Origin of the sequence: Bacteroides uniformis (genome assembly GCF_025147485.1) — a bacterium.
Taxonomy (GTDB): Bacteria; Bacteroidota; Bacteroidia; order Bacteroidales; family Bacteroidaceae; genus Bacteroides; species Bacteroides uniformis.
In genome coordinates, this window is the sequence record NZ_CP102263.1 from 2,119,533 (window position 1) to 2,136,751 (window position 17,219).

At 43.3% G+C, this 17,219-nt stretch carries 15 protein-coding genes; 11 read left to right on the plus strand and 4 right to left on the minus strand.

Annotated features, from left to right (window positions below):
* The 9 genes from NQ510_RS08060 (at position 1) to NQ510_RS08100 (ending at position 11,228) form a co-directional block, all read left to right on the plus strand.
* Entirely contained in the window at positions 1 to 1,014 is a 1,014-nt protein-coding gene (locus NQ510_RS08060; RefSeq protein ID WP_005823848.1) for a hypothetical protein, read from the plus strand.
* 56 nt (positions 1,015 to 1,070) lie between these two features.
* Entirely contained in the window at positions 1,071 to 1,280 is a 210-nt protein-coding gene (locus tag NQ510_RS08065; RefSeq protein ID WP_005835287.1) for a TIGR04149 family rSAM-modified RiPP, read from the plus strand.
* A gap of 190 nt (positions 1,281 to 1,470) precedes the next feature.
* Complete coding sequence (locus NQ510_RS08070; protein WP_009037127.1) at positions 1,471 to 2,787, plus strand: 6-bladed beta-propeller; 1,317 nt, start codon at positions 1,471 to 1,473, stop codon at positions 2,785 to 2,787.
* Positions 2,788 to 2,790: 3 nt separating this feature from the next.
* Entirely contained in the window at positions 2,791 to 4,242 is a 1,452-nt protein-coding gene (locus NQ510_RS08075; RefSeq protein ID WP_005823842.1) for a radical SAM peptide maturase, read from the plus strand.
* A gap of 20 nt (positions 4,243 to 4,262) precedes the next feature.
* Positions 4,263 to 5,498, plus strand: a complete 1,236-nt coding sequence (locus NQ510_RS08080) for a TIGR04150 pseudo-rSAM protein (protein ID WP_005823840.1) — start codon at positions 4,263 to 4,265, stop codon at positions 5,496 to 5,498.
* On the plus strand, positions 5,499 to 7,703 hold the full coding sequence (locus NQ510_RS08085) for a peptidase domain-containing ABC transporter (protein ID WP_034525326.1): 2,205 nt from the start codon (positions 5,499 to 5,501) through the stop codon (positions 7,701 to 7,703).
* Positions 7,704 to 7,706: 3 nt separating this feature from the next.
* The gene (locus NQ510_RS08090) at positions 7,707 to 9,017 is read left to right on the plus strand and encodes an HlyD family secretion protein (RefSeq protein ID WP_005823836.1); all 1,311 of its coding nucleotides are present in this window, start codon (positions 7,707 to 7,709) and stop codon (positions 9,015 to 9,017) included.
* Between the two features lie 98 nt (positions 9,018 to 9,115).
* Positions 9,116 to 9,964 carry a formylglycine-generating enzyme family protein gene (locus NQ510_RS08095; protein WP_005823834.1) on the plus strand — a complete coding sequence of 283 codons (849 nt, stop codon included), beginning with the start codon at positions 9,116 to 9,118 and terminating at the stop codon, positions 9,962 to 9,964.
* A gap of 58 nt (positions 9,965 to 10,022) precedes the next feature.
* Positions 10,023 to 11,228 carry a 6-bladed beta-propeller gene (locus NQ510_RS08100; RefSeq protein ID WP_034525324.1) on the plus strand — a complete coding sequence of 402 codons (1,206 nt, stop codon included), beginning with the start codon at positions 10,023 to 10,025 and terminating at the stop codon, positions 11,226 to 11,228.
* Between the two features lie 4 nt (positions 11,229 to 11,232).
* Here the strand turns inward: NQ510_RS08100 and NQ510_RS08105 are convergent, their stop codons facing one another.
* The 4 genes from NQ510_RS08105 to NQ510_RS08120 all read right to left on the minus strand — a co-directional run bounded on the left by NQ510_RS08105 (position 11,233) and on the right by NQ510_RS08120 (position 15,570).
* Complete coding sequence (locus tag NQ510_RS08105) at positions 11,233 to 12,255, minus strand: AI-2E family transporter (protein WP_005823830.1); 1,023 nt, start codon at positions 12,253 to 12,255, stop codon at positions 11,233 to 11,235.
* Between the two features lie 76 nt (positions 12,256 to 12,331).
* Positions 12,332 to 12,946 (minus strand): L-threonylcarbamoyladenylate synthase, encoded by a 615-nt coding sequence (locus NQ510_RS08110; RefSeq protein ID WP_005823828.1) that lies wholly within the window; start codon positions 12,944 to 12,946, stop codon positions 12,332 to 12,334.
* A gap of 68 nt (positions 12,947 to 13,014) precedes the next feature.
* Positions 13,015 to 14,757: an ATP-dependent DNA helicase gene (locus NQ510_RS08115; RefSeq protein ID WP_005835299.1), complete on the minus strand. Its 1,743-nt coding sequence runs from the start codon at positions 14,755 to 14,757 to the stop codon at positions 13,015 to 13,017.
* A 12-nt stretch (positions 14,758 to 14,769) separates the two neighbouring features.
* Positions 14,770 to 15,570 (minus strand): Cof-type HAD-IIB family hydrolase, encoded by an 801-nt coding sequence (locus NQ510_RS08120; protein WP_034525323.1) that lies wholly within the window; start codon positions 15,568 to 15,570, stop codon positions 14,770 to 14,772.
* An 87-nt stretch (positions 15,571 to 15,657) separates the two neighbouring features.
* Between NQ510_RS08120 and NQ510_RS08125 the strand changes: the two genes are divergently transcribed.
* The gene (locus tag NQ510_RS08125) at positions 15,658 to 16,551 is read left to right on the plus strand and encodes a prenyltransferase (RefSeq protein WP_034525322.1); all 894 of its coding nucleotides are present in this window, start codon (positions 15,658 to 15,660) and stop codon (positions 16,549 to 16,551) included.
* On the plus strand, positions 16,548 to 17,162 hold the full coding sequence (locus NQ510_RS08130) for a CPBP family intramembrane glutamic endopeptidase (RefSeq protein ID WP_005823820.1): 615 nt from the start codon (positions 16,548 to 16,550) through the stop codon (positions 17,160 to 17,162). Before NQ510_RS08125 ends, NQ510_RS08130 begins: the two co-directional genes overlap by 4 nt.
* The last annotated feature ends 57 nt before the right edge of the window (positions 17,163 to 17,219 follow it).

A 17,219-nucleotide genomic window follows, 5' to 3' on the forward strand; every position in this document is an offset into this window, starting at 1 on the left:
ATGAAACAGAATTATACGTTGATGGGAGGAAAAGCGTGGTGTTGTTTTTCTGTTTTTTATTCTCGAAAAGCGTGGGGAAGCCTCTTGACTGAGGTTGTCTCATTCTATCGTGAGTTCCAAAGTTTGTTTCATTATTTTGTGGCTTATTTCTCTGAACAACAAGGAGAACATATCAAAGTCACTTTTTCGTTTGATATTGAGAATATGGTTGAAATACAGGAAAGGGTCGATACTCATTTTTTACTTTTCTTGAATCAAAATCCGTCAGTCCATCCTAAACAGTTCCCTTTCGGAGAAGATTTGTGGTGCTTTTATCCTAACAATTCTTTGGTCTGGAATCAGTATAAGATACAATATCCGGATTTAGATTTATTGCTGGATAAACAATTTACACTTTGCCTTTCCGGATTTTTGAGTGATACTTATGTGGGAGGCAAAAAGCAAATGGAGGGAGAGAACTTTAATTTGCTGGAGCAAATACAACAAAAAGTGTTTACAGAACAAAATGGGATTAGGCTTGCCAAATGGGGATGTTTGATAGAATGTTTAGCTCAAAAGTCTTTGATAGAGATGGATGTGGATGAACAACTTACAGATGTGGATGAATTCTTGATAGCTTTGTGGCAAGAGATGAAAGTGCCTTATATGGGTACATTTCAGTTCTTATTGTGGGTAGGAGATTATTTTCTATTTCGTTTCTATGACGAGAATTCTTTGTTTCGCTCTCGGACTTCTTGGATGTTGGAGCAAATAGTATTAGGTGTTGAACGGCTTTTCTGTCAGTTTGAGTATAGAGTGAGGTCTGTTGAACCATTGTTTTTATTTCCAGTTGATGTTTGGCGAGATTTAGGTGAATGGTTACTGTGTGTGGAGAAAGTTTGTATATGTGAGTCGGTAAAAAATGTATTAGCTAAGTTATATGCTTTACCTGAAATGGAGTTTTTGTTACATTGTAATTTCCCAAAGAATACTTTGCGTTGGAAATATCGTGAAATAATATTTGTGGATAAATAATAGAGATAGTTTTATGCTATACATAAATTGAATGTTTAATTAAAATTTTGATGACAATGAAAAAGTTAGGTAAGATTAAATTGGATCAGCTTAATAAAGCTGAACTCAGTGAAAAGGAGTTGAATCGCCTTTTGGGAGGAGAAAACTGTTGTTTGTGTGCTTGCGCTGGACCGTCTGGACCGGTTGACAACTTTAATGCAAATGTTGCAGGTAGTCTGTACTCTCCATCGTGGACTGGCGGTACTCATGGATCACATAGCATGTAGGAATAGTAGTAAATAATACAAGTTTGATGTTTTTTATTCTTTCCTTGTTTATAGGAGAATAAAAATTGTATTTTGCAACTGTTTGAATTGTGAAGTAAGTAATTTGTACCGTTATTTTGGAAGTAGTGGAAGTGCATGATATGTGTGTTTTCTACTACTTTCAGAATGAGGTATATTGATGATTGTATTTATGAAAAATTGTTTTTTACTGATAGCTATTGCTTCATTCTTATTAGGATGTAGTGGCAATAAAAAGGAGAATACTTTGCAAGATGAAGAGGGTACTCCAGTTATTAATCTATCATCAGACAATGTGTCTAAGGTTGCTTTACTACCATTGAGCGAAGCTGCTGCGAAAGTGGAGATTGTTTCGTTGGAGGTGACGGACGAATCTCTAATAGGAGAAATTACTAAAATGAAGGTGACTGATTCTGACATCTGGGTGAAACATTATAAAGACAATCATGTCCTCCGATTTTCACGTTCCGGAAAGTTCTTGAATAAGGTAGGCAAAGTTGGACAAGGACCGGAAGAATATATCAGAATGGCTGATTTCTTCGTGGACGAGAACACCAAAGAAGTATATATCCAGACGACAATAGTTGGAGTTAAAGTCTATGATTATGAAGGCAATTATAAGCGGACAGCTGCAAAAACATCTCCGGATGATGTATTTATGACAATGTATTTCCAATTTGCATTGTATGATAACAAGTTCTTTATAGCTCAAAATCTGGCATTTATCAATAAACCGACACCAAAAGATTCGGTATGGTCTTTTGCATGGGTTGATAGTACTTACCAGAAAAAAAAGATATTCAAAAATCCGGCACATATCGGGCGTGAAGAGGAAATTATGAAGAACGGAATTAATTTCCAGCAGTTTGTTAACTATTGGTTAGAACCTTTTACCAGTATAGATACCTATGGCAATCAGTTGACCTTGAAATATCCGGATACCGATACGATTTATCGTTATGACAGCCCTGCGAATGAGTTGGTACCTCAATATATCATTTCAACCCATGAAGAAAAAGGTGATTATGGGGCGACTCATGTTTGGTTTAGGGAAAGAAGCGCTTTCGATTATTTTTCCATATATTCTTATTATCCGAGTAAGGATAATATCTATCTGCTGTGCAGTAAGGGGGAAACCATTTATACTTATTGTTATGGCAAACAGACTGGAAAAGTGAAAGTAAAAGAGCGAAAATCCGAGATTACGGAACGAATGCTGGGTAATCACACCCTTCGTAGGCTGGAAGGTGCTAAGTACTTTATCTTGGATAATGATTTGTGTGGAGGGTCGTTCCATGTAGATTATCGTTCACAAGGAAAGTATTGGATAGATGTACTTATTCCGAACAGTGAAGACAACTGGATAGATATAGACGAGATGAGAACTTCTGACGTAAAGGATGAATCTCTAAAAGCAAAATTCATCCATACTTTGGAGAATGTAGAGGAAGAGAGTAATCCGATATTGGTAATTGCTACATTAAAATAGTAAATGATGGATAAGTCTTTTTTGATAACTACTGGGAATCAGCATCAATATGTATATTCGGATGCTTTGTGCTATTTTCTTTATGTGCCGGAAGAAATGGCAACTGTAATGGAACATATGGATGCATCACTTGTTGATAGAACAAATTATTACGAACGTAAACTGAAATATCTGAAAGAACATTGTTTTTTTGAAAAGAGAGAGGTAACATTTCAAACAGATTATAGTGAAGAATTGGTAAAACGAAACCTTGCAGGGTTGCGGCAATTATTGATTGAAGTAACTGATAGGTGTAATTTGGAATGTAAGTATTGTGGTTATGGTGAATTTTATTCTAATTATGACCGGCGAGAAACAGGTGACCAGTCTTTTGAAAACGTAAAACTATTGGTAGATTATTTGACTAAACTATGGTGTTCTGATTATAATGTTTCTCATAAAAATGAGATTACAATTGGATTTTATGGCGGAGAACCTCTGCTGAATATGAAACTGGTGAAGGAAACAATTGCCTATATTGAGAGTTTGAATTTGCCTTCTTTGATTTTTAATTACAATACAACCACGAATGCTATGCTACTGGACCGGTATATGGACTATTTGGTGGAAAAGAATTTTAGTATTCTGATTAGTTTGGACGGGAATGAGGTGCAATCTGCTTATCGGGTAGATAAGCATGGAAATTCGTCTTTCTCACGTGTAGTCAGAAACGTAAAGAAACTGCAAGAAACCTATCCGGATTATTTTGAAAAGAAAGTAAATTTCAACTCTGTATTGCATAACTTGAATTCTGTTGCAGAATGTTATTATTCCATCAAAGAACTGTTTGGGAAGAATCCTCGTATGGCGCAGCTAAATACTACTGGGCTTATTCCGGAACGTGTTGAAGAGTTTTCTAAAATGTTTAATGATAGAGTGAGGAGCTTTGATGAAGCAGTGCAACACGAGGATTTGAAGTATACTTTCATTAAGGATGGCAGCCGTTCCGTGAGCTATCATTCGATGTTGATGCGATATGGTGGTAATCGTTATGCTACTTATTTGGATTTGTTTGATACGGGGTGGGAAGACCGATACATTCCCACAGGCACTTGTCGCCCTTTTGAACGCAAATTATTTTTGACAGTTCGTGGAAAAATTCTTCCATGCGAAAAGATTGGACAAGAACATGCTATTGGATATCTGAAGGATGGAAAACTGAATTTGGACTGTGCAGCTGTAGCTAAATATTATAGTTCGATGTACGAAAAGGTAGTAAAAAGCTGTCGACACTGTTATTTAAAAAGGAGCTGCGGTCAGTGCTTGTTTTTGTTGAAGGAAAAGAATGGGCAATTGATATGTCCCGGCATACAAACGGATGCTAAGTTGAAAGAGGAGTTTGGGATTTTTTTAACGTATGCTGAGAATTATCCGAATCATTATGAGGAGTTGTTATCTTCTATTGTAGTCGATTAATTGAAAAAGGAGTAAATGCAATGAATTATTTATTTTATTTGGAGCCTTATGCGTTTTTGTTGCGTAGTAATGACAAAACAGTAGTTTATAATACTCTGAATGCAACTTATTTGATTTGTCCTGATTATCCGATTGTACAGTTGATTATTGAACAGTGGCAAAATCCGACGAATGGGTATAGTGTTTTGTTGGATAAGGAAATGATGGAAAACGAAGTTGTAAGACATTTTGTTGAGGCTGTAAGAGAATTGTTTTCGGGTGATTGTATAGAATATGACGGGAAATTTCCTAAGCCTTATATCTTTCAGCCAACTTTGTTCTTGAATTCAGATATACGTGTCAAAGATGAGGAAAAAAAAGCCTCTTTGGGAAATCGTGTTATGGAAAACCTTAATGAAGTAAATCTGTATTTACCGGCAACGTGTGAGTTGGAGTGTCCGGCTTGTACTTCTTACTTCCATCAAATAAATCACTGTACTGTTCACTCCGGTGATGGACTGAAAACAGACGATTATCGTCGATTAATACGCCAATTCTTGATGAATGGCATTAAACGGATTAATATATTTGCAGGAGGAAATCCGAATAAAAATAGCTATGTTAGGCAATTGCTTCCTGACATGGAAAAATCAAAGGTAGATGTGCATTTGTATTTGGATAATACATTCTTGTGTAGTGAATATGAAGAATTGGTGCAACAGACCAAATGTGTTTTAGAAGTTTTAGTCCATGCTGAAGGTTTTGGTAATCAGCTGACTGAAGATATGCAGAAGTTCCCGTACGATAGAGTGAAGTGGAATTTGATAGTATCCAATGAATCTGATATGGAACGTATAGAAAAAATGGAGATACCTGCAGAAACGGTAGTTCAAATAAAACCTTTTTATACAGCGGAAAATAAAGATTTCTTTAGAGAGTATGTCTACTTGGATATGCAAGATATATTGGCTGCCCCTATTGATAGAAAAACGATATTTAGGCATCGGACTTTGAATGATAATTTTTTCGGTAAGTTAACAATTTATCCTTCGGGAGAAGTCTATGCCAATGTGAATTGCAGTGTATTAGGAAATATACAAGATTCATCTTTAAAGGAACTTCTCTATAAAGAAATAACAGAAGGAAATGCTTGGCTTAGAATTAGAGGCAATGAAAAACCTTGTAACCAATGTGTTAATAGGGATTTATGTCCCTCTATCTCTAATTATGAGCTGGTGATAGGAAAAAACAATTTATGTAATATACCAATTGAATAAGTGGACGTATTCCCATATTATCGTCAGCTTGATGCCATGGATTGTGGTCCTACTTGCCTACGTATGATAGCTAAGTTTTATGGTAAGAGCTATTCTTTGCAGACTTTGCGTGCCCGTTCTTTTATTTCTCGCAATGGTGTTTCCATGTTAGGCATCAGCGATGCCGCTGAGTCTATTGGTTTCAGAACGTCCGGAGTTCGTGTCTCTTTTGAACAATTGGCGGAAGATGTTCCTCTGCCTTGCATTTTGCATTGGAATCAGAGTCATTTTGTGGTTTGCTATGATGTTAAGAAAAAGAAAGGGCAATACTCGTTTAGAATAGCAGACCCTGCAACTCAGTTGGTTACGTATAATGAACTGGAATTGAAGCGATGCTGGTTAGCTACCAAATCGGACGGAGAAGAGAAGGGGACTGCACTTGCACTGGAACCCACTCCTGACTTTTATAATGGTGAGGGAGAACCGGAACTGAAAGAAAGAGGGTTGCGTTTTTTCTTCCGTTATCTGACTCCCTATAGGAAAGAGTTGTTTCAGCTGATATTGGGCATGTTGGTGGTGAGCTTACTTCAGCTTATCCTACCTTTTCTTACGCAAGCCTTGGTGGATGTGGGTATCAGTGACGGAAATTTGAGCTTTATTACCTTAGTGCTGGTTGCGCAGATTATAATCTCGGTATCACAACTATCGGTAGAGTTTATCCGTAGCTGGATATTGTTGCATGTGAATACGCGTATATCCATCTCCCTTATTTCGGACTTTTTGGCAAAGTTGATGAAGTTGCCGCTTCATTTTTTTGATACGAAGATGGTGGGAGACATTATACAGCGCATTGGTGACCATGACCGTATAAAGAATTTTCTGACAGGTTCTTCTATTAGTACGCTCTTTTCCTTTGTCAGTTTTTTCATCTTTGCTATTGTACTTGCTTACTACAATTTGGTGGTATTGGGAATCTTTCTTTTAGGTAACAGCTTGTATATTGCCTGGATACTTGCTTTTATGAAATATCGCCGTGAATTGGATATCCGTCGGTTTGCACAAGCAGCCGGAGAGCAGAGTAACCTTGTGCAGATGGTGACCGCTATGCAGGAAATAAAGTTGAATAACTGCGAGACACAGAAGCGCTGGCAGTGGGAGCGTATTCAGGTGAAACTGTTTAAAATCAGCGTAAAAGGGTTGGCTTTGGGGCAAGTACAACAAGTAGGTTCTGTATTTTTCAATCAGACCACGAATATTATAATCTCGTTTATTGCGGCAAAGGCGGTGGTGGAAGGGGAGATGACACTGGGTATGATGATGTCTCTGACTTATATCATCGGTCAGCTCAGTGCGCCGGTCTCTTCTTTTATAGGATTTGCGCAGCAGTTTCAGGACGCCAAGATAAGTCTGGAACGGCTGAATGAGGTACATGGGAAACCGGATGAGGAGCAGGATATTGCTTCCAAATTGTCCGTTTTGCCTGAGAGACGGGATATAAAGATGGAAAATGTGTGCTTCAGTTACGATGGAGCGGATAGAGACTATGTGCTGGATAATGTCTCTTTAGTGATTCCCGAACATAAAGTGACAGCTATTGTAGGTGCGAGCGGGAGTGGAAAGACTACTCTGGTGAAACTGATGCTTGGTTTCTATTCGCCCAATAAGGGGGCTGTGAAGGTGGGTGATGCTTCGTTAGAGAACATAAATCCCCACTTGTGGCGTGCCAAGACGGGAGCCGTGATGCAAGATGGTTTTATCTTTTCGGAAACCATTGCGCAGAATATTGTTGTGGGAGAGGAGCAGGTTGATGTGGAGCGGCTACGTCACGCCGTGACGGTGGCCAATATCCGTGATTTTATAGATTCTCTTCCATTGGGATATAACACCAAAATCGGTATGGAGGGGAATGGTATCAGCCAAGGGCAGAAACAACGTTTGCTGATAGCACGTGCTGTGTATAAAAATCCGGAATTTCTTTTCTTCGACGAAGCCACCAATGCCTTGGATGCAAATAATGAAAAAGAGATTATGGAACATCTGCATGAATTCTATAAAGGGAAAACCGTAGTGGTAGTGGCGCATAGGCTCAGTACGGTGAAGGATGCCGACAAGATTGTGGTGCTGGATAGGGGATGCATTGCGGAAGAAGGTACCCATCGGGAACTGACGGAGCGGAAAGGAATGTATTATCGGCTGGTTAAGAATCAGCTGGAATTGGGTAGCTAATGAATGGAGGAAGAGAAGATATATAAGGATATAGAACTTCGCAGTGAAGAAGTGCAGGAGGTGATGAACCACATTTCTCCTTGGGTGGTGAGGTGTGGGATTACTGTCTTGGCAGTGATTCTGTTGATGGTACTGGTTGGTTGTTGGATATTCAGGTATCCGGACACCTTGGCGGCAGAGGTGACTCTGGCCACGGAGGAACCTCCCGCCTTTGTGCTGTCACATGCTACTGGGAAACTCGATACGCTTTATGTGAAGAACGGGAGTTCGGTGGAGGCAGATACGGATTTGGGTGTGATTGGTAATGCGGCATGTTCTGAAGATGTACGTCTCCTTAAGAAATGGATGAAGGCATGGGAAACGCAGGATTATGATTGGCAGAAAGGAGTGGAGCTTTTTATCGGCAGGCGCTGGCAGTTGGGGGAACTGCAATCGGCTTTTGCAGCTTTCATTACTTCACTTACAGAATATGCACGTTTTATGGAGTTGGACTATTACGCTCGGAAACTTTGTTTTCAGGAAAAACAACTGGGTGGACAACGCTCCTATCTTCGGTTGGCAGAGCGGGAATATGAGTTGATTGATAAGGATATAAAGCTTGCCGAGAGTATGTATATCCGTGATTCTATTTTATATGTGCGCAAGGCGATGATTGCTGCGGAATTTGAGGAGTCTGGAAGCAGATATTTGCAAAGTTTGCGTTCTAAAGAAGAGGTACGTATGAGTTTGCTTCAGGCAGAAATGCAGTTGGTGCAACATGAGGAGAATATGTTGGATATACGTAAGCAAGCATACGATGAGGAACAGAGTCGTCGGACTGATTTAAAGAATGCCATAGGGCAGTTAGCCGCGCAATTGAGTGCATGGGAGCACTCTTATTTATTGAAAAGTCCGGTCAGGGGGAAGGTTACTTTTATGACGGTTTGGAGTCGTAACCAGAATGTGAAAGCCGGTGAGACGGTTTTCACGATTCAGCCATCCGACAGTTCAAGGGTGTTAGGTAAGGCTCTACTTCCTTTGCAGGGTTCGGGTAAGGTACATGTGGGACAGCGGGTGCATATACGTCTGAATAATTATCCCGACCAGGAGTTTGGCTATGTAAAAGGGCAGGTTGCAAGTATCTCTCCTGCTCCAACGGAAGAGGGAATGTATATAGTAGAAATAACTTTGCCTGACGGCATGCAGACCAACTACGGCAAACAGCTGCCTGTTTCGCGTGAGTTGAAAGGTACGGCAGACATTATCCTTGCTGACAAGAATGTATTGGAAAGGTTGTTGGCTCCGTTGAGGAAAGTGGTGGAATATGAAAAATAGTTCTATGTAAATTTCGTAATTCATTTGTTTTTAGTATGTTTGTGCTATTCGTATATATAGTATGAAATACTAAGGAAGAGAATGTTCTTAATGAAAGTATGAAAAGAAGAGTTAAAGCATTGACTGTTGTTTTGGCAATATGTCTTATAACTGTTTTTATTCGATGTCAGTCGAATGAAACTCCTATTCAGCAACTTGTAGTTGTTGTGAATGGGGATTCTATTGAGATGGTTTTTGTGAAAGGAGGTACATTTATGATGGGATGTACAGATGAGCAGGGATGTGACTGTGAGGATAACGAGAAACCAGCACGTAAGGAGTCGGTATCTGATTTTTACATAGGAAAATATGAAGTTACTCAAAGGCTGTGGAGGGCGGTTATGGATACTGATTCCATTTTGCCGTTTAATGGGGGATGCGAAGATTGCCCGATGGAAAATGTAAGCTGGAAAAATGCGCAGGAGTTTATCGGTAGATTAAATGCTATGACCGGTAAAACATTTCGTCTTCCGACTGAGGCCGAATGGGAATACGCAGCGCGTGGTGGACACAAAAGTAAGCACTATAAATACAGTGGCAGCAATCAGGTAAGTGAGGTGGCTTGGTATGTTGGGAATTCCTCTGGCGGACAATATGGAGAAGCTGGAACTACCCGTCCGGTAGGTCTGAAAAAAAGCAATGAATTGGGATTGTATGATATGAGTGGCAATGTTTGGGAGTGGTGTGGTGATTTGTACACTAAAGAATACAAGCAAGGTGGTAAGTCTATCCATCCGGGATGGCCTTTTGAGGGTACTTATCTTTTTTTCCGCCGAATATTGCGAGGTGGAAGTTGGGGAGGAACAGCAAAGGGGTGTCGGGTGTCGTACATTGATTACGACATTGAGAATTATAGTGACGAGTATGGAGGTTTTCGCCTTGTGATGGAGCCGGAATCGATTAAATAATGTAATTAATGATGATAAGTGATATTTTACTACTTTCAGAGTAATGAATAGAAATGGTATGAGATATATGTGGAAATTCTTTTTATTATTGATGTTGGTTGTAACTTCGTGTTCCGAAAAGCAGATTGATGGCAATGTAATTAATGTTGCGGAAGCAATGAGTAGATTGTCAGAAGGACAATCTGTACAAAATTTGTTTTCCAGCATAAGTTATATTCCTTTGGAGACTAATGAGCAGGCTATTATAGGAAAATATCCGGAGTGCATAATTATGGATAGTGCGATATTGGTATCTTCTGTCCATCAGAATCTGAAGCTTTTTGACCGTACTAACGGGAAGTATATTCGGGATATTGGACACGTAGGTGCTGATCCGGAAGGATATGCAAAGGATTCATGGGGGAAAGTGAGCTTTTGGGCTGATGCGGTTCGGAGAACCGTTTATCTATTGGGATGGAATAATGATTTCCTACTATATGGATTTGATGGGAAATATAAGGATAGAATTCGATTGCAAGATACAGTCAATTGTATTCTGTCCCAAAATTACTATTTGATGGATGCGGACAGAATTTGGGGACATAATAAAATGAAACTCTCTCCGGAGACGCCATCAGTCTTTTATATGGATAGAAATACGATGTCATTGACCGGTATTGCTACATGGAATTCAGCCCTGCTTCCCATGGATGAGGTTTTGTCGGTTTCAAATTTGTTGGGGGGCAATGTTGCTTATGGAGGTGACTTGGCAATGGCAGAATTTGTTGGTGACCGGAAATATTATACGGCAATCAATAGCCCTTCGTTATGGAAATCTAAGGATGCCATCCGAGTGAAACAAGCTTTTAATGATACTATCTATACTATTTCAGAGCAGGGACTTACTCCATATCTGGTTTTTGAACTGGGTGAGTGGCACTGGAATGAGCAGCAGCAATTGGATGTAGAAGGATGTGATAAAAAAATAGCCATAGACTATATTCTGGAGAATGCAGAGTACATCTATTTCCATTTTCATACAAGCTTATATTTAGAAGAAAGTCAGTCATATTGTGGATTTTACCATAAGGAAAAGAAAACTGTTGTTTGCCAAAAGGGTGATAGCTTATTTGATAAAATGAATAATCAGCATATCCAAATCAGGGGAGTCACTTCGGATGGACATTTTTTTGCTTTGTTACAACCGGATGAACTCAGTGATGATAATCAACGGAGAATGGGAATAGAAGAGGAAGGTAACCCTATTATGGTCATGCTTTATTAAGTACTTATTCCGTCGTCTTCCCCCTTGCATCCAAATACCCTCTTTTAAACATATCCACGAACAGAAAGAATAGTGACAAGAGCAGTGGCCCGAAGATGACACCCATGAATCCGAAAAGGGACAAGCCGATTACAACTCCGAAGACAGTGATAAGCGGATGAATGTCTGCCATTTTCTTCTGGATGATGAAGCGTATCAGGTTGTCGAGCTGTGAAATGACTGCACCGCCATAGATGGCCAGGCCGATAGCTTGAACCCAGTTGCCTATCAATGCCATGTAGACAGCTATCGGAAACCATACCAGCGCTGTTCCTACCATTGGGATGATGCTGGCGAAGCAGGTCAGGAAACCGGCGAACAAGATGTTGGGAGCACCGAAAATCCAGTAGCCTATCATGGCTACTCCTCCTTGTATGACGGCGAGTAAGGGGATGCCGATGGCATTGGAGCGGACAATCATGTTGATTTCGTGGATGACGTTTTGTGTATTGTCATCGTTGAACGGCAGTAGGTCGTTGACGTACTGTTCCATCTTTTTGCCCCCTATCAGCATGAAGTAGAGTACAAAGACCAGTACGAAGATGTTGACGGCAAAACTGCTGATACCTCCCATGATGGCTTGCCCGATGCGGGGAAGAATTGAAATGACGTATGCCACCGTGTCTTTCCCCAAGATATAGTAGCCGGTTTTGGCTTTAATGATGTTGGCCGCTTCTTCGAAAGGAGCTATAATGGCTTGCGGGTCCAGATTGATGTTTTGAAGATTGACCACAGCCAGCCATACCACCAGCCCAAGCGGAACCAGAAAGCAGAGAATTGCCTCTGCCGTAATGAGGGTGGCAGCTATGCTGCGCTTCATTTTCCGCTTGTCGGAAAGATACATCATCTGCTTTCTCACCAGGATATAGATAGTCAAGGCTCCCAGCAGACCGCCCATGAATGGGGCTATTTGTCTGAAAAGAATGATTCCCAGCCCGATAATGATAGCTATCAATGAATATTTCCAGTATTGTTCTTTTGTGCTCATAAAGTTCCTGTATTTCTTAGTAAAGAAACATAAAAGAAGTTGAAAAGGTTTGGAAATTGTGGCCGGAATTCAATATTTATCCTTCGTCCAGCCAGCCTAACCCCTGGCGTATGATTTCCGGCTCCCCATTGGTGCAATCCACTACGGTAGAGCCTTCCGTACCGCCGATACCGCCGTCTATTACCAAATCGACAATATCACCGAATTTCTCGTCAATCAGTTCCGGGTCTGTGCAGTATTCAATGTCCTCATTGTCATCATGCGGCAATGTAGTTGTCATGATGGGAGCATCCAGCAGGCGGGCTATTTCTTGAATGATGGAATTGTCCGGCATACGGATGCCGACCTCCTTACGGTTACGGAATATCTTGGGCAGGCGGGTGGTGCCGTTCAGAATGAAGGTGAAAGCTCCGGGCAGATTACGCTTCATCAACTTGAAGGTGCTGTTGTCCACTTTGGCGTATTCGCTGACCTTGCTCAAGTCGTAGCAGATGATGGAAAGATTGTTCTTCTTGGGGTCGATATTTTTAAGACGGCAGATACGTTCGATGGCTCGTTCCTTCAGTCCGTGGCAGCCGATGGCATACATGGTGTCGGTAGGGTAGATAAGGATACCTCCGTCATTCAGTAGGTCGACCACCTGCTGCAGGTCGGCGGGATTGTTATTTTTTTCATAAAGTTTCAGAAGCATGGCAGAAATGGATTTGAGTTTTATATTACATGCAAAAATAGATAATAATCGGCTTATAAACAAGCAATTCACCTTTTTAGCATCTCTTTCTCCAGTTTCTTTATCTTCTTCCAGGCCTCTTTGAATTTGGGACAGAGGGTGACGGCTTTCTCATAGTTTTTCATGGCCGCCTCCTTCATGTCATGCTTCAGGCATTCGTCACCCATAAGGATGTATTCGCGGGCATACTTCACGAGGGCTTTCTCTTTCTCCAATGCTGCTTGCTTCAGTGCACGGTTTTCCTCTTTCAGACGGTTGATGATGTTCAGCTTCCGGCGGATGAGGCGCTGCACGTTGGGCTTCTCGATGTCGTAGCGGGAATGGATGGCTTTGAAAAACTCATCCAGGAAAGTGCCGAAGTCCCCTTTGTCGAAGGCTTTGGCGGCGGCAACGTATTGAACGTCTGCCTGTGCTTGCTTCAAGGCACGGTCGATGGCGGTGCGGTTGTTGAAGCGTTCGGAGAAGCTGACAATCTCCGGACGCACGAATACATCGGCACGGCTGATGGGCTTTTTCAGCTGGATGCCTTCCAGCGAGGTGCAGCGGCTGAGGGCTACGTATGCCTGCCCACCGGCAAACACGCCGCCGGTAAAGTCGATGACTACCCGGCTGAAGGTCAGCCCTTGGCTCTTGTGGACGGTGATGGCCCATGCCAGGCGCACGGGATATTGTGTAAAGGTTCCCAGTTCTTCCTCTTCAATCTGTTTCTTTTCTTCGTTGTATTTGTAGCGGATGTTTCGCCACGACTCTCGTTTGACGTCACATTCCTTGCCGTCGTCGGTGATGACGTAGAGGGTCTCTTCAATAGGGTCGAAGCCGCTGATGACGCCGATGGTGCCGTTCACCCAGCGGCGGTCGAAGTCATTCTTGATGAAGATGATTTGTGCGCCCGGTTTCAGTACCAGTTCCTGCGAGGTGGGGAGGCTGCTTTCGGGAAAGTCTCCCATGATTTCGCCGTAGAAGGTGACCGGGTCACCGGGAAGTTCCGCCAGTTTTTTGTCGTTGATGTAGTCCACATTGTCACGGCGGGTGGCGAGGGTGATGTACATGTCGGCTTCCGATTGCTCTATTTGGGTGCCATAGCGGGTGTTGAGCAGCTGAAGTTCGGCAGAGCCGACGGTATTGTTGCGGATGTGGTCCAGCACATGGATGAACTTGCTGTCTGTTTGCCGGTATACTTTCTGCAGTTCGATGGAGACAAGGTCTATCTGGCCGAATACCCTGGCAGAGAAGAAATAAGGGGTAGGGTAGAATCGGTTCAGTATCTCCCGTTCATCTCCTTTGACGACGGGTTCCAACTGGAACACATCGCCCACCAATAATATCTGTTTGCCGCCGAAGGGTTCGCGCAGGTTGCGGGAATAGACGCGCAGGATGCGGTCTACGGCGTCGATGATGTCGGCGCGTACCATGGAAATCTCGTCGATGATGACCAGTTCCAGTTCTTCCAGTAGTTTGCGGTGGGGTTTGGTGTATTTGAAAAATTCGTGGATGCGTCCCCGTTGCAGACTGAAGTTCGGGTCATCGGGCAGCAGGGGGTAGAAGGGCAGTTTGAAGAAGCTGTGCAGGGTACTGCCTCCGGCATTGATGGCGGCTATGCCGGTAGGGGCAAGCACTACATGCTTTTTCTTCGTATTCGCGCAGATATATTTCAGGAAGGTCGATTTGCCCGTACCTGCTTTGCCCGTCAGGAATACGGACTGACGGGTATACTGAATGAGGTTCAAGGCATCTTGAAACTCTTTGTTTTGTGTATCGGGAACGAAGCTCAAAAGATTTCAGATTTATGATGGATTCCCGACTATGCCGAAATATTTCAGGGCGTTGGCGATGCCGTCTTCATCAACAGAAGTGGTTGTGTAGTTACTGGCAGCTTTTACGTCGTTATTGGCATTGCCCATGGCTACACCGATACCGGCATGGCGCAACATGCTGATGTCATTTCCTCCGTCGCCGAAGGCCATGGTCTCTTCCAGCTTGATGCCGAAGTGGCGGATAATCTGGTCGATACCGTTTTGCTTGGTGTTTCCTTTGGCTGTCACGTCTACGAAGGCAGGATGCCAGCGGCCCATCTCGCAGTGAGGGACGGAGGGCAGGATGATTGCTTCTTCCTCGGCGTTGATAAAGGGAGTCAGCTGGAAGAAGGCTTTGTCGGCATGGCTGTCGGTATAGGGCTTTGCTTCGATGGGGTCCACTTTCAGTTGGCGATGGAAGATTTCCTCCACTACTTCGCCGGGCTGGTTCACGCAGATGTCGTGCTCTCCCACCAGGATGCATGGGATGTTGCGTTCGTGGCAGAAAGCTGTCAAGGCATCCACTTCCGCTGTCGGTATGGGGCTTTTGTAGATAACGGTGTCTTCTACAAAGCAATAGGCGCCGTTCATCGTGATGTAGCCGTCTATCAGATTCCGTTCCTGCAAGGCGGACAAGTTGTTGATGATGACGCGCGGACGTCCGGTAGAAATGAAGATATGTATGCCTTTGGCCTTGGCGGCAGTCAACGCTTCGATAGTGGAAACGGGAATTTCGTGGGTCTTGAAGCTGACCAAGGTTCCGTCGATGTCAAAAAACAGAGCTTTTATCATAAGGGGTTCTTTTATCTTGTGCGCGAAATTACTTAAAAAAGCGAAGATATTTCGTACTTTTGCGCACAAATAAATGATAAATAACAAATGAAGAAACATTCTTTGAAAGATTGGATGATAGCGGTGCGTCCGTGGTCATTCCCCGCCTCTTCGATGCCGGTGGTGGTGACGTTGGCATATCTGTATTGGATGCAGCAGGACATAAACTGGGTGAACGGCATCTGGGCATTGCTGAACATCGTCGTGTTTCACGCTGCCGGGAATACCTGGAGTGATTATTTTGACTACAAACATAAGGTCGATGCAAAGGACACCTTTGGCGCCAAGACCTTGACCGACGGGATGTTTGCTCCGCGCGAGATATATAGCTTGTCGATGGCATTGCTGGCAGTTGCCCTTGTTGCGGGTGTCGGCCTGCTGTGGCGTACGGGGTTGCCGTTGCTGTACATCGGTATAGGCGGTGCAGCTTGCTCGTTGCTTTATCCACCGCTCAAGTATCGTGCGTTGGGCGATGTCGTCATCTTTTTGGCGTATGCCTTGCTGCCGACGTTGGGCACCTGCTATGTGGCTACGGGAGTAGTTGACTGGAATGTCTTGTGGATAGCTCTGCCGGTGGGACTGATTACGGTGGCCATTCTGCATGCCAATAATACACGGGATATGCGTACCGATGCCCGTGCAGAGATTCAGACACTGGCCATGAAGCTGGGAGGAAAGGCGTCGATGTACGTTTATTGTGCCGAAGTCCTTTTTCCTTTTGGCTGGATAGCCGGCTTGATAGCTGCGGGAACTCTTCCTTTATGGACCCTGCTGGTGATGCCGGCACTGGTTCCTGCCATAGGCAATGTACGGGTGGTGTCCCGTTTTCCCGGAAAGGGAGAAAGTGCCATAGCCGGTCTGGATGAGATGACTGCAAAACTCCAGTTGTTGTTCAGTCTGCTGTTCACGTTGTCGTTCGTTGTAGCCGGTCTGCTGTCATGAAGAAGCTGATTTTTACCATTCTGCTGGCTGCCGTGCTGTGGACGGTCATGTTTTCGCCTTGGACGGCTCCTTTCGTGAATTTCTGGTGGATGATGACCGGTTCTGCGCTCACGCTGTCCGTGTTTGCCACCTTGTTCAATCCCGGCTGGTGGCGGGAGGTGAAGTGGAGCTTGCCGAATGTCTTGCTGGGAATTGGCATTGCTGTTGCTTTGTGGGGCGTTTTCTGGTTGGGAGACAAGGTGTCATCTTGGATGTTCGATTTTGCCCGTCCGCAGGTGGACTCCATTTATGGGATGAAAGAGGGAGAGTCTCCTTGGCTGTTGGCGGCATTGCTACTGTTGCTGATAGGGCCGGCGGAAGAGATTTTCTGGCGCGGCTATGTGCAACGCACGCTTTCCAAACGCTGGAATCCGAATGCGGGTTTTGTGGTGGCTACTTTGATTTATGCACTGGTGCATGCCGGTTCCTGCAACTTCATGCTGGTCATGGCGGCTCTGGTGGTGGGGGCGGCATGGGGCGCGCTTTACCGTTTCTTTCCGAACCGCTTTGCCGCTATTATCTTGTCTCATGCAGTGTGGGATGTGGCGGTATTTATATTTTTCCCGATATGATTATTGTTTACAAAAATAAGGCAGCGGTAATGGGTCGTATAAAAACAAAACAAATTG

What these genes read in the sequence shown, in the direction of transcription:
- NQ510_RS08075 (WP_005823842.1), top strand. Translation starts at nt 2,791, where the DNA reads ATGATGGATAAGTCTTTTTTGATAACTACTGGGAATCAGCATCAATAT.
- NQ510_RS08105 (WP_005823830.1), bottom strand. Translation starts at nt 12,255, where the DNA reads ATGAGCACAAAAGAACAATACTGGAAATATTCATTGATAGCTATCATT.
- NQ510_RS08080 (WP_005823840.1), top strand. Translation starts at nt 4,263, where the DNA reads ATGAATTATTTATTTTATTTGGAGCCTTATGCGTTTTTGTTGCGTAGT.
- NQ510_RS08070 (WP_009037127.1), top strand. Translation starts at nt 1,471, where the DNA reads ATGAAAAATTGTTTTTTACTGATAGCTATTGCTTCATTCTTATTAGGA.
- NQ510_RS08060 (WP_005823848.1), top strand. Translation starts at nt 1, where the DNA reads ATGAAACAGAATTATACGTTGATGGGAGGAAAAGCGTGGTGTTGTTTT.
- NQ510_RS08110 (WP_005823828.1), bottom strand. Translation starts at nt 12,946, where the DNA reads ATGCTTCTGAAACTTTATGAAAAAAATAACAATCCCGCCGACCTGCAG.
- NQ510_RS08125 (WP_034525322.1), top strand. Translation starts at nt 15,658, where the DNA reads ATGAAGAAACATTCTTTGAAAGATTGGATGATAGCGGTGCGTCCGTGG.
- NQ510_RS08095 (WP_005823834.1), top strand. Translation starts at nt 9,116, where the DNA reads ATGAAAAGAAGAGTTAAAGCATTGACTGTTGTTTTGGCAATATGTCTT.
- NQ510_RS08100 (WP_034525324.1), top strand. Translation starts at nt 10,023, where the DNA reads ATGAGATATATGTGGAAATTCTTTTTATTATTGATGTTGGTTGTAACT.
- NQ510_RS08120 (WP_034525323.1), bottom strand. Translation starts at nt 15,570, where the DNA reads ATGATAAAAGCTCTGTTTTTTGACATCGACGGAACCTTGGTCAGCTTC.
- NQ510_RS08130 (WP_005823820.1), top strand. Translation starts at nt 16,548, where the DNA reads ATGAAGAAGCTGATTTTTACCATTCTGCTGGCTGCCGTGCTGTGGACG.
- NQ510_RS08065 (WP_005835287.1), top strand. Translation starts at nt 1,071, where the DNA reads ATGAAAAAGTTAGGTAAGATTAAATTGGATCAGCTTAATAAAGCTGAA.
- NQ510_RS08090 (WP_005823836.1), top strand. Translation starts at nt 7,707, where the DNA reads ATGGAGGAAGAGAAGATATATAAGGATATAGAACTTCGCAGTGAAGAA.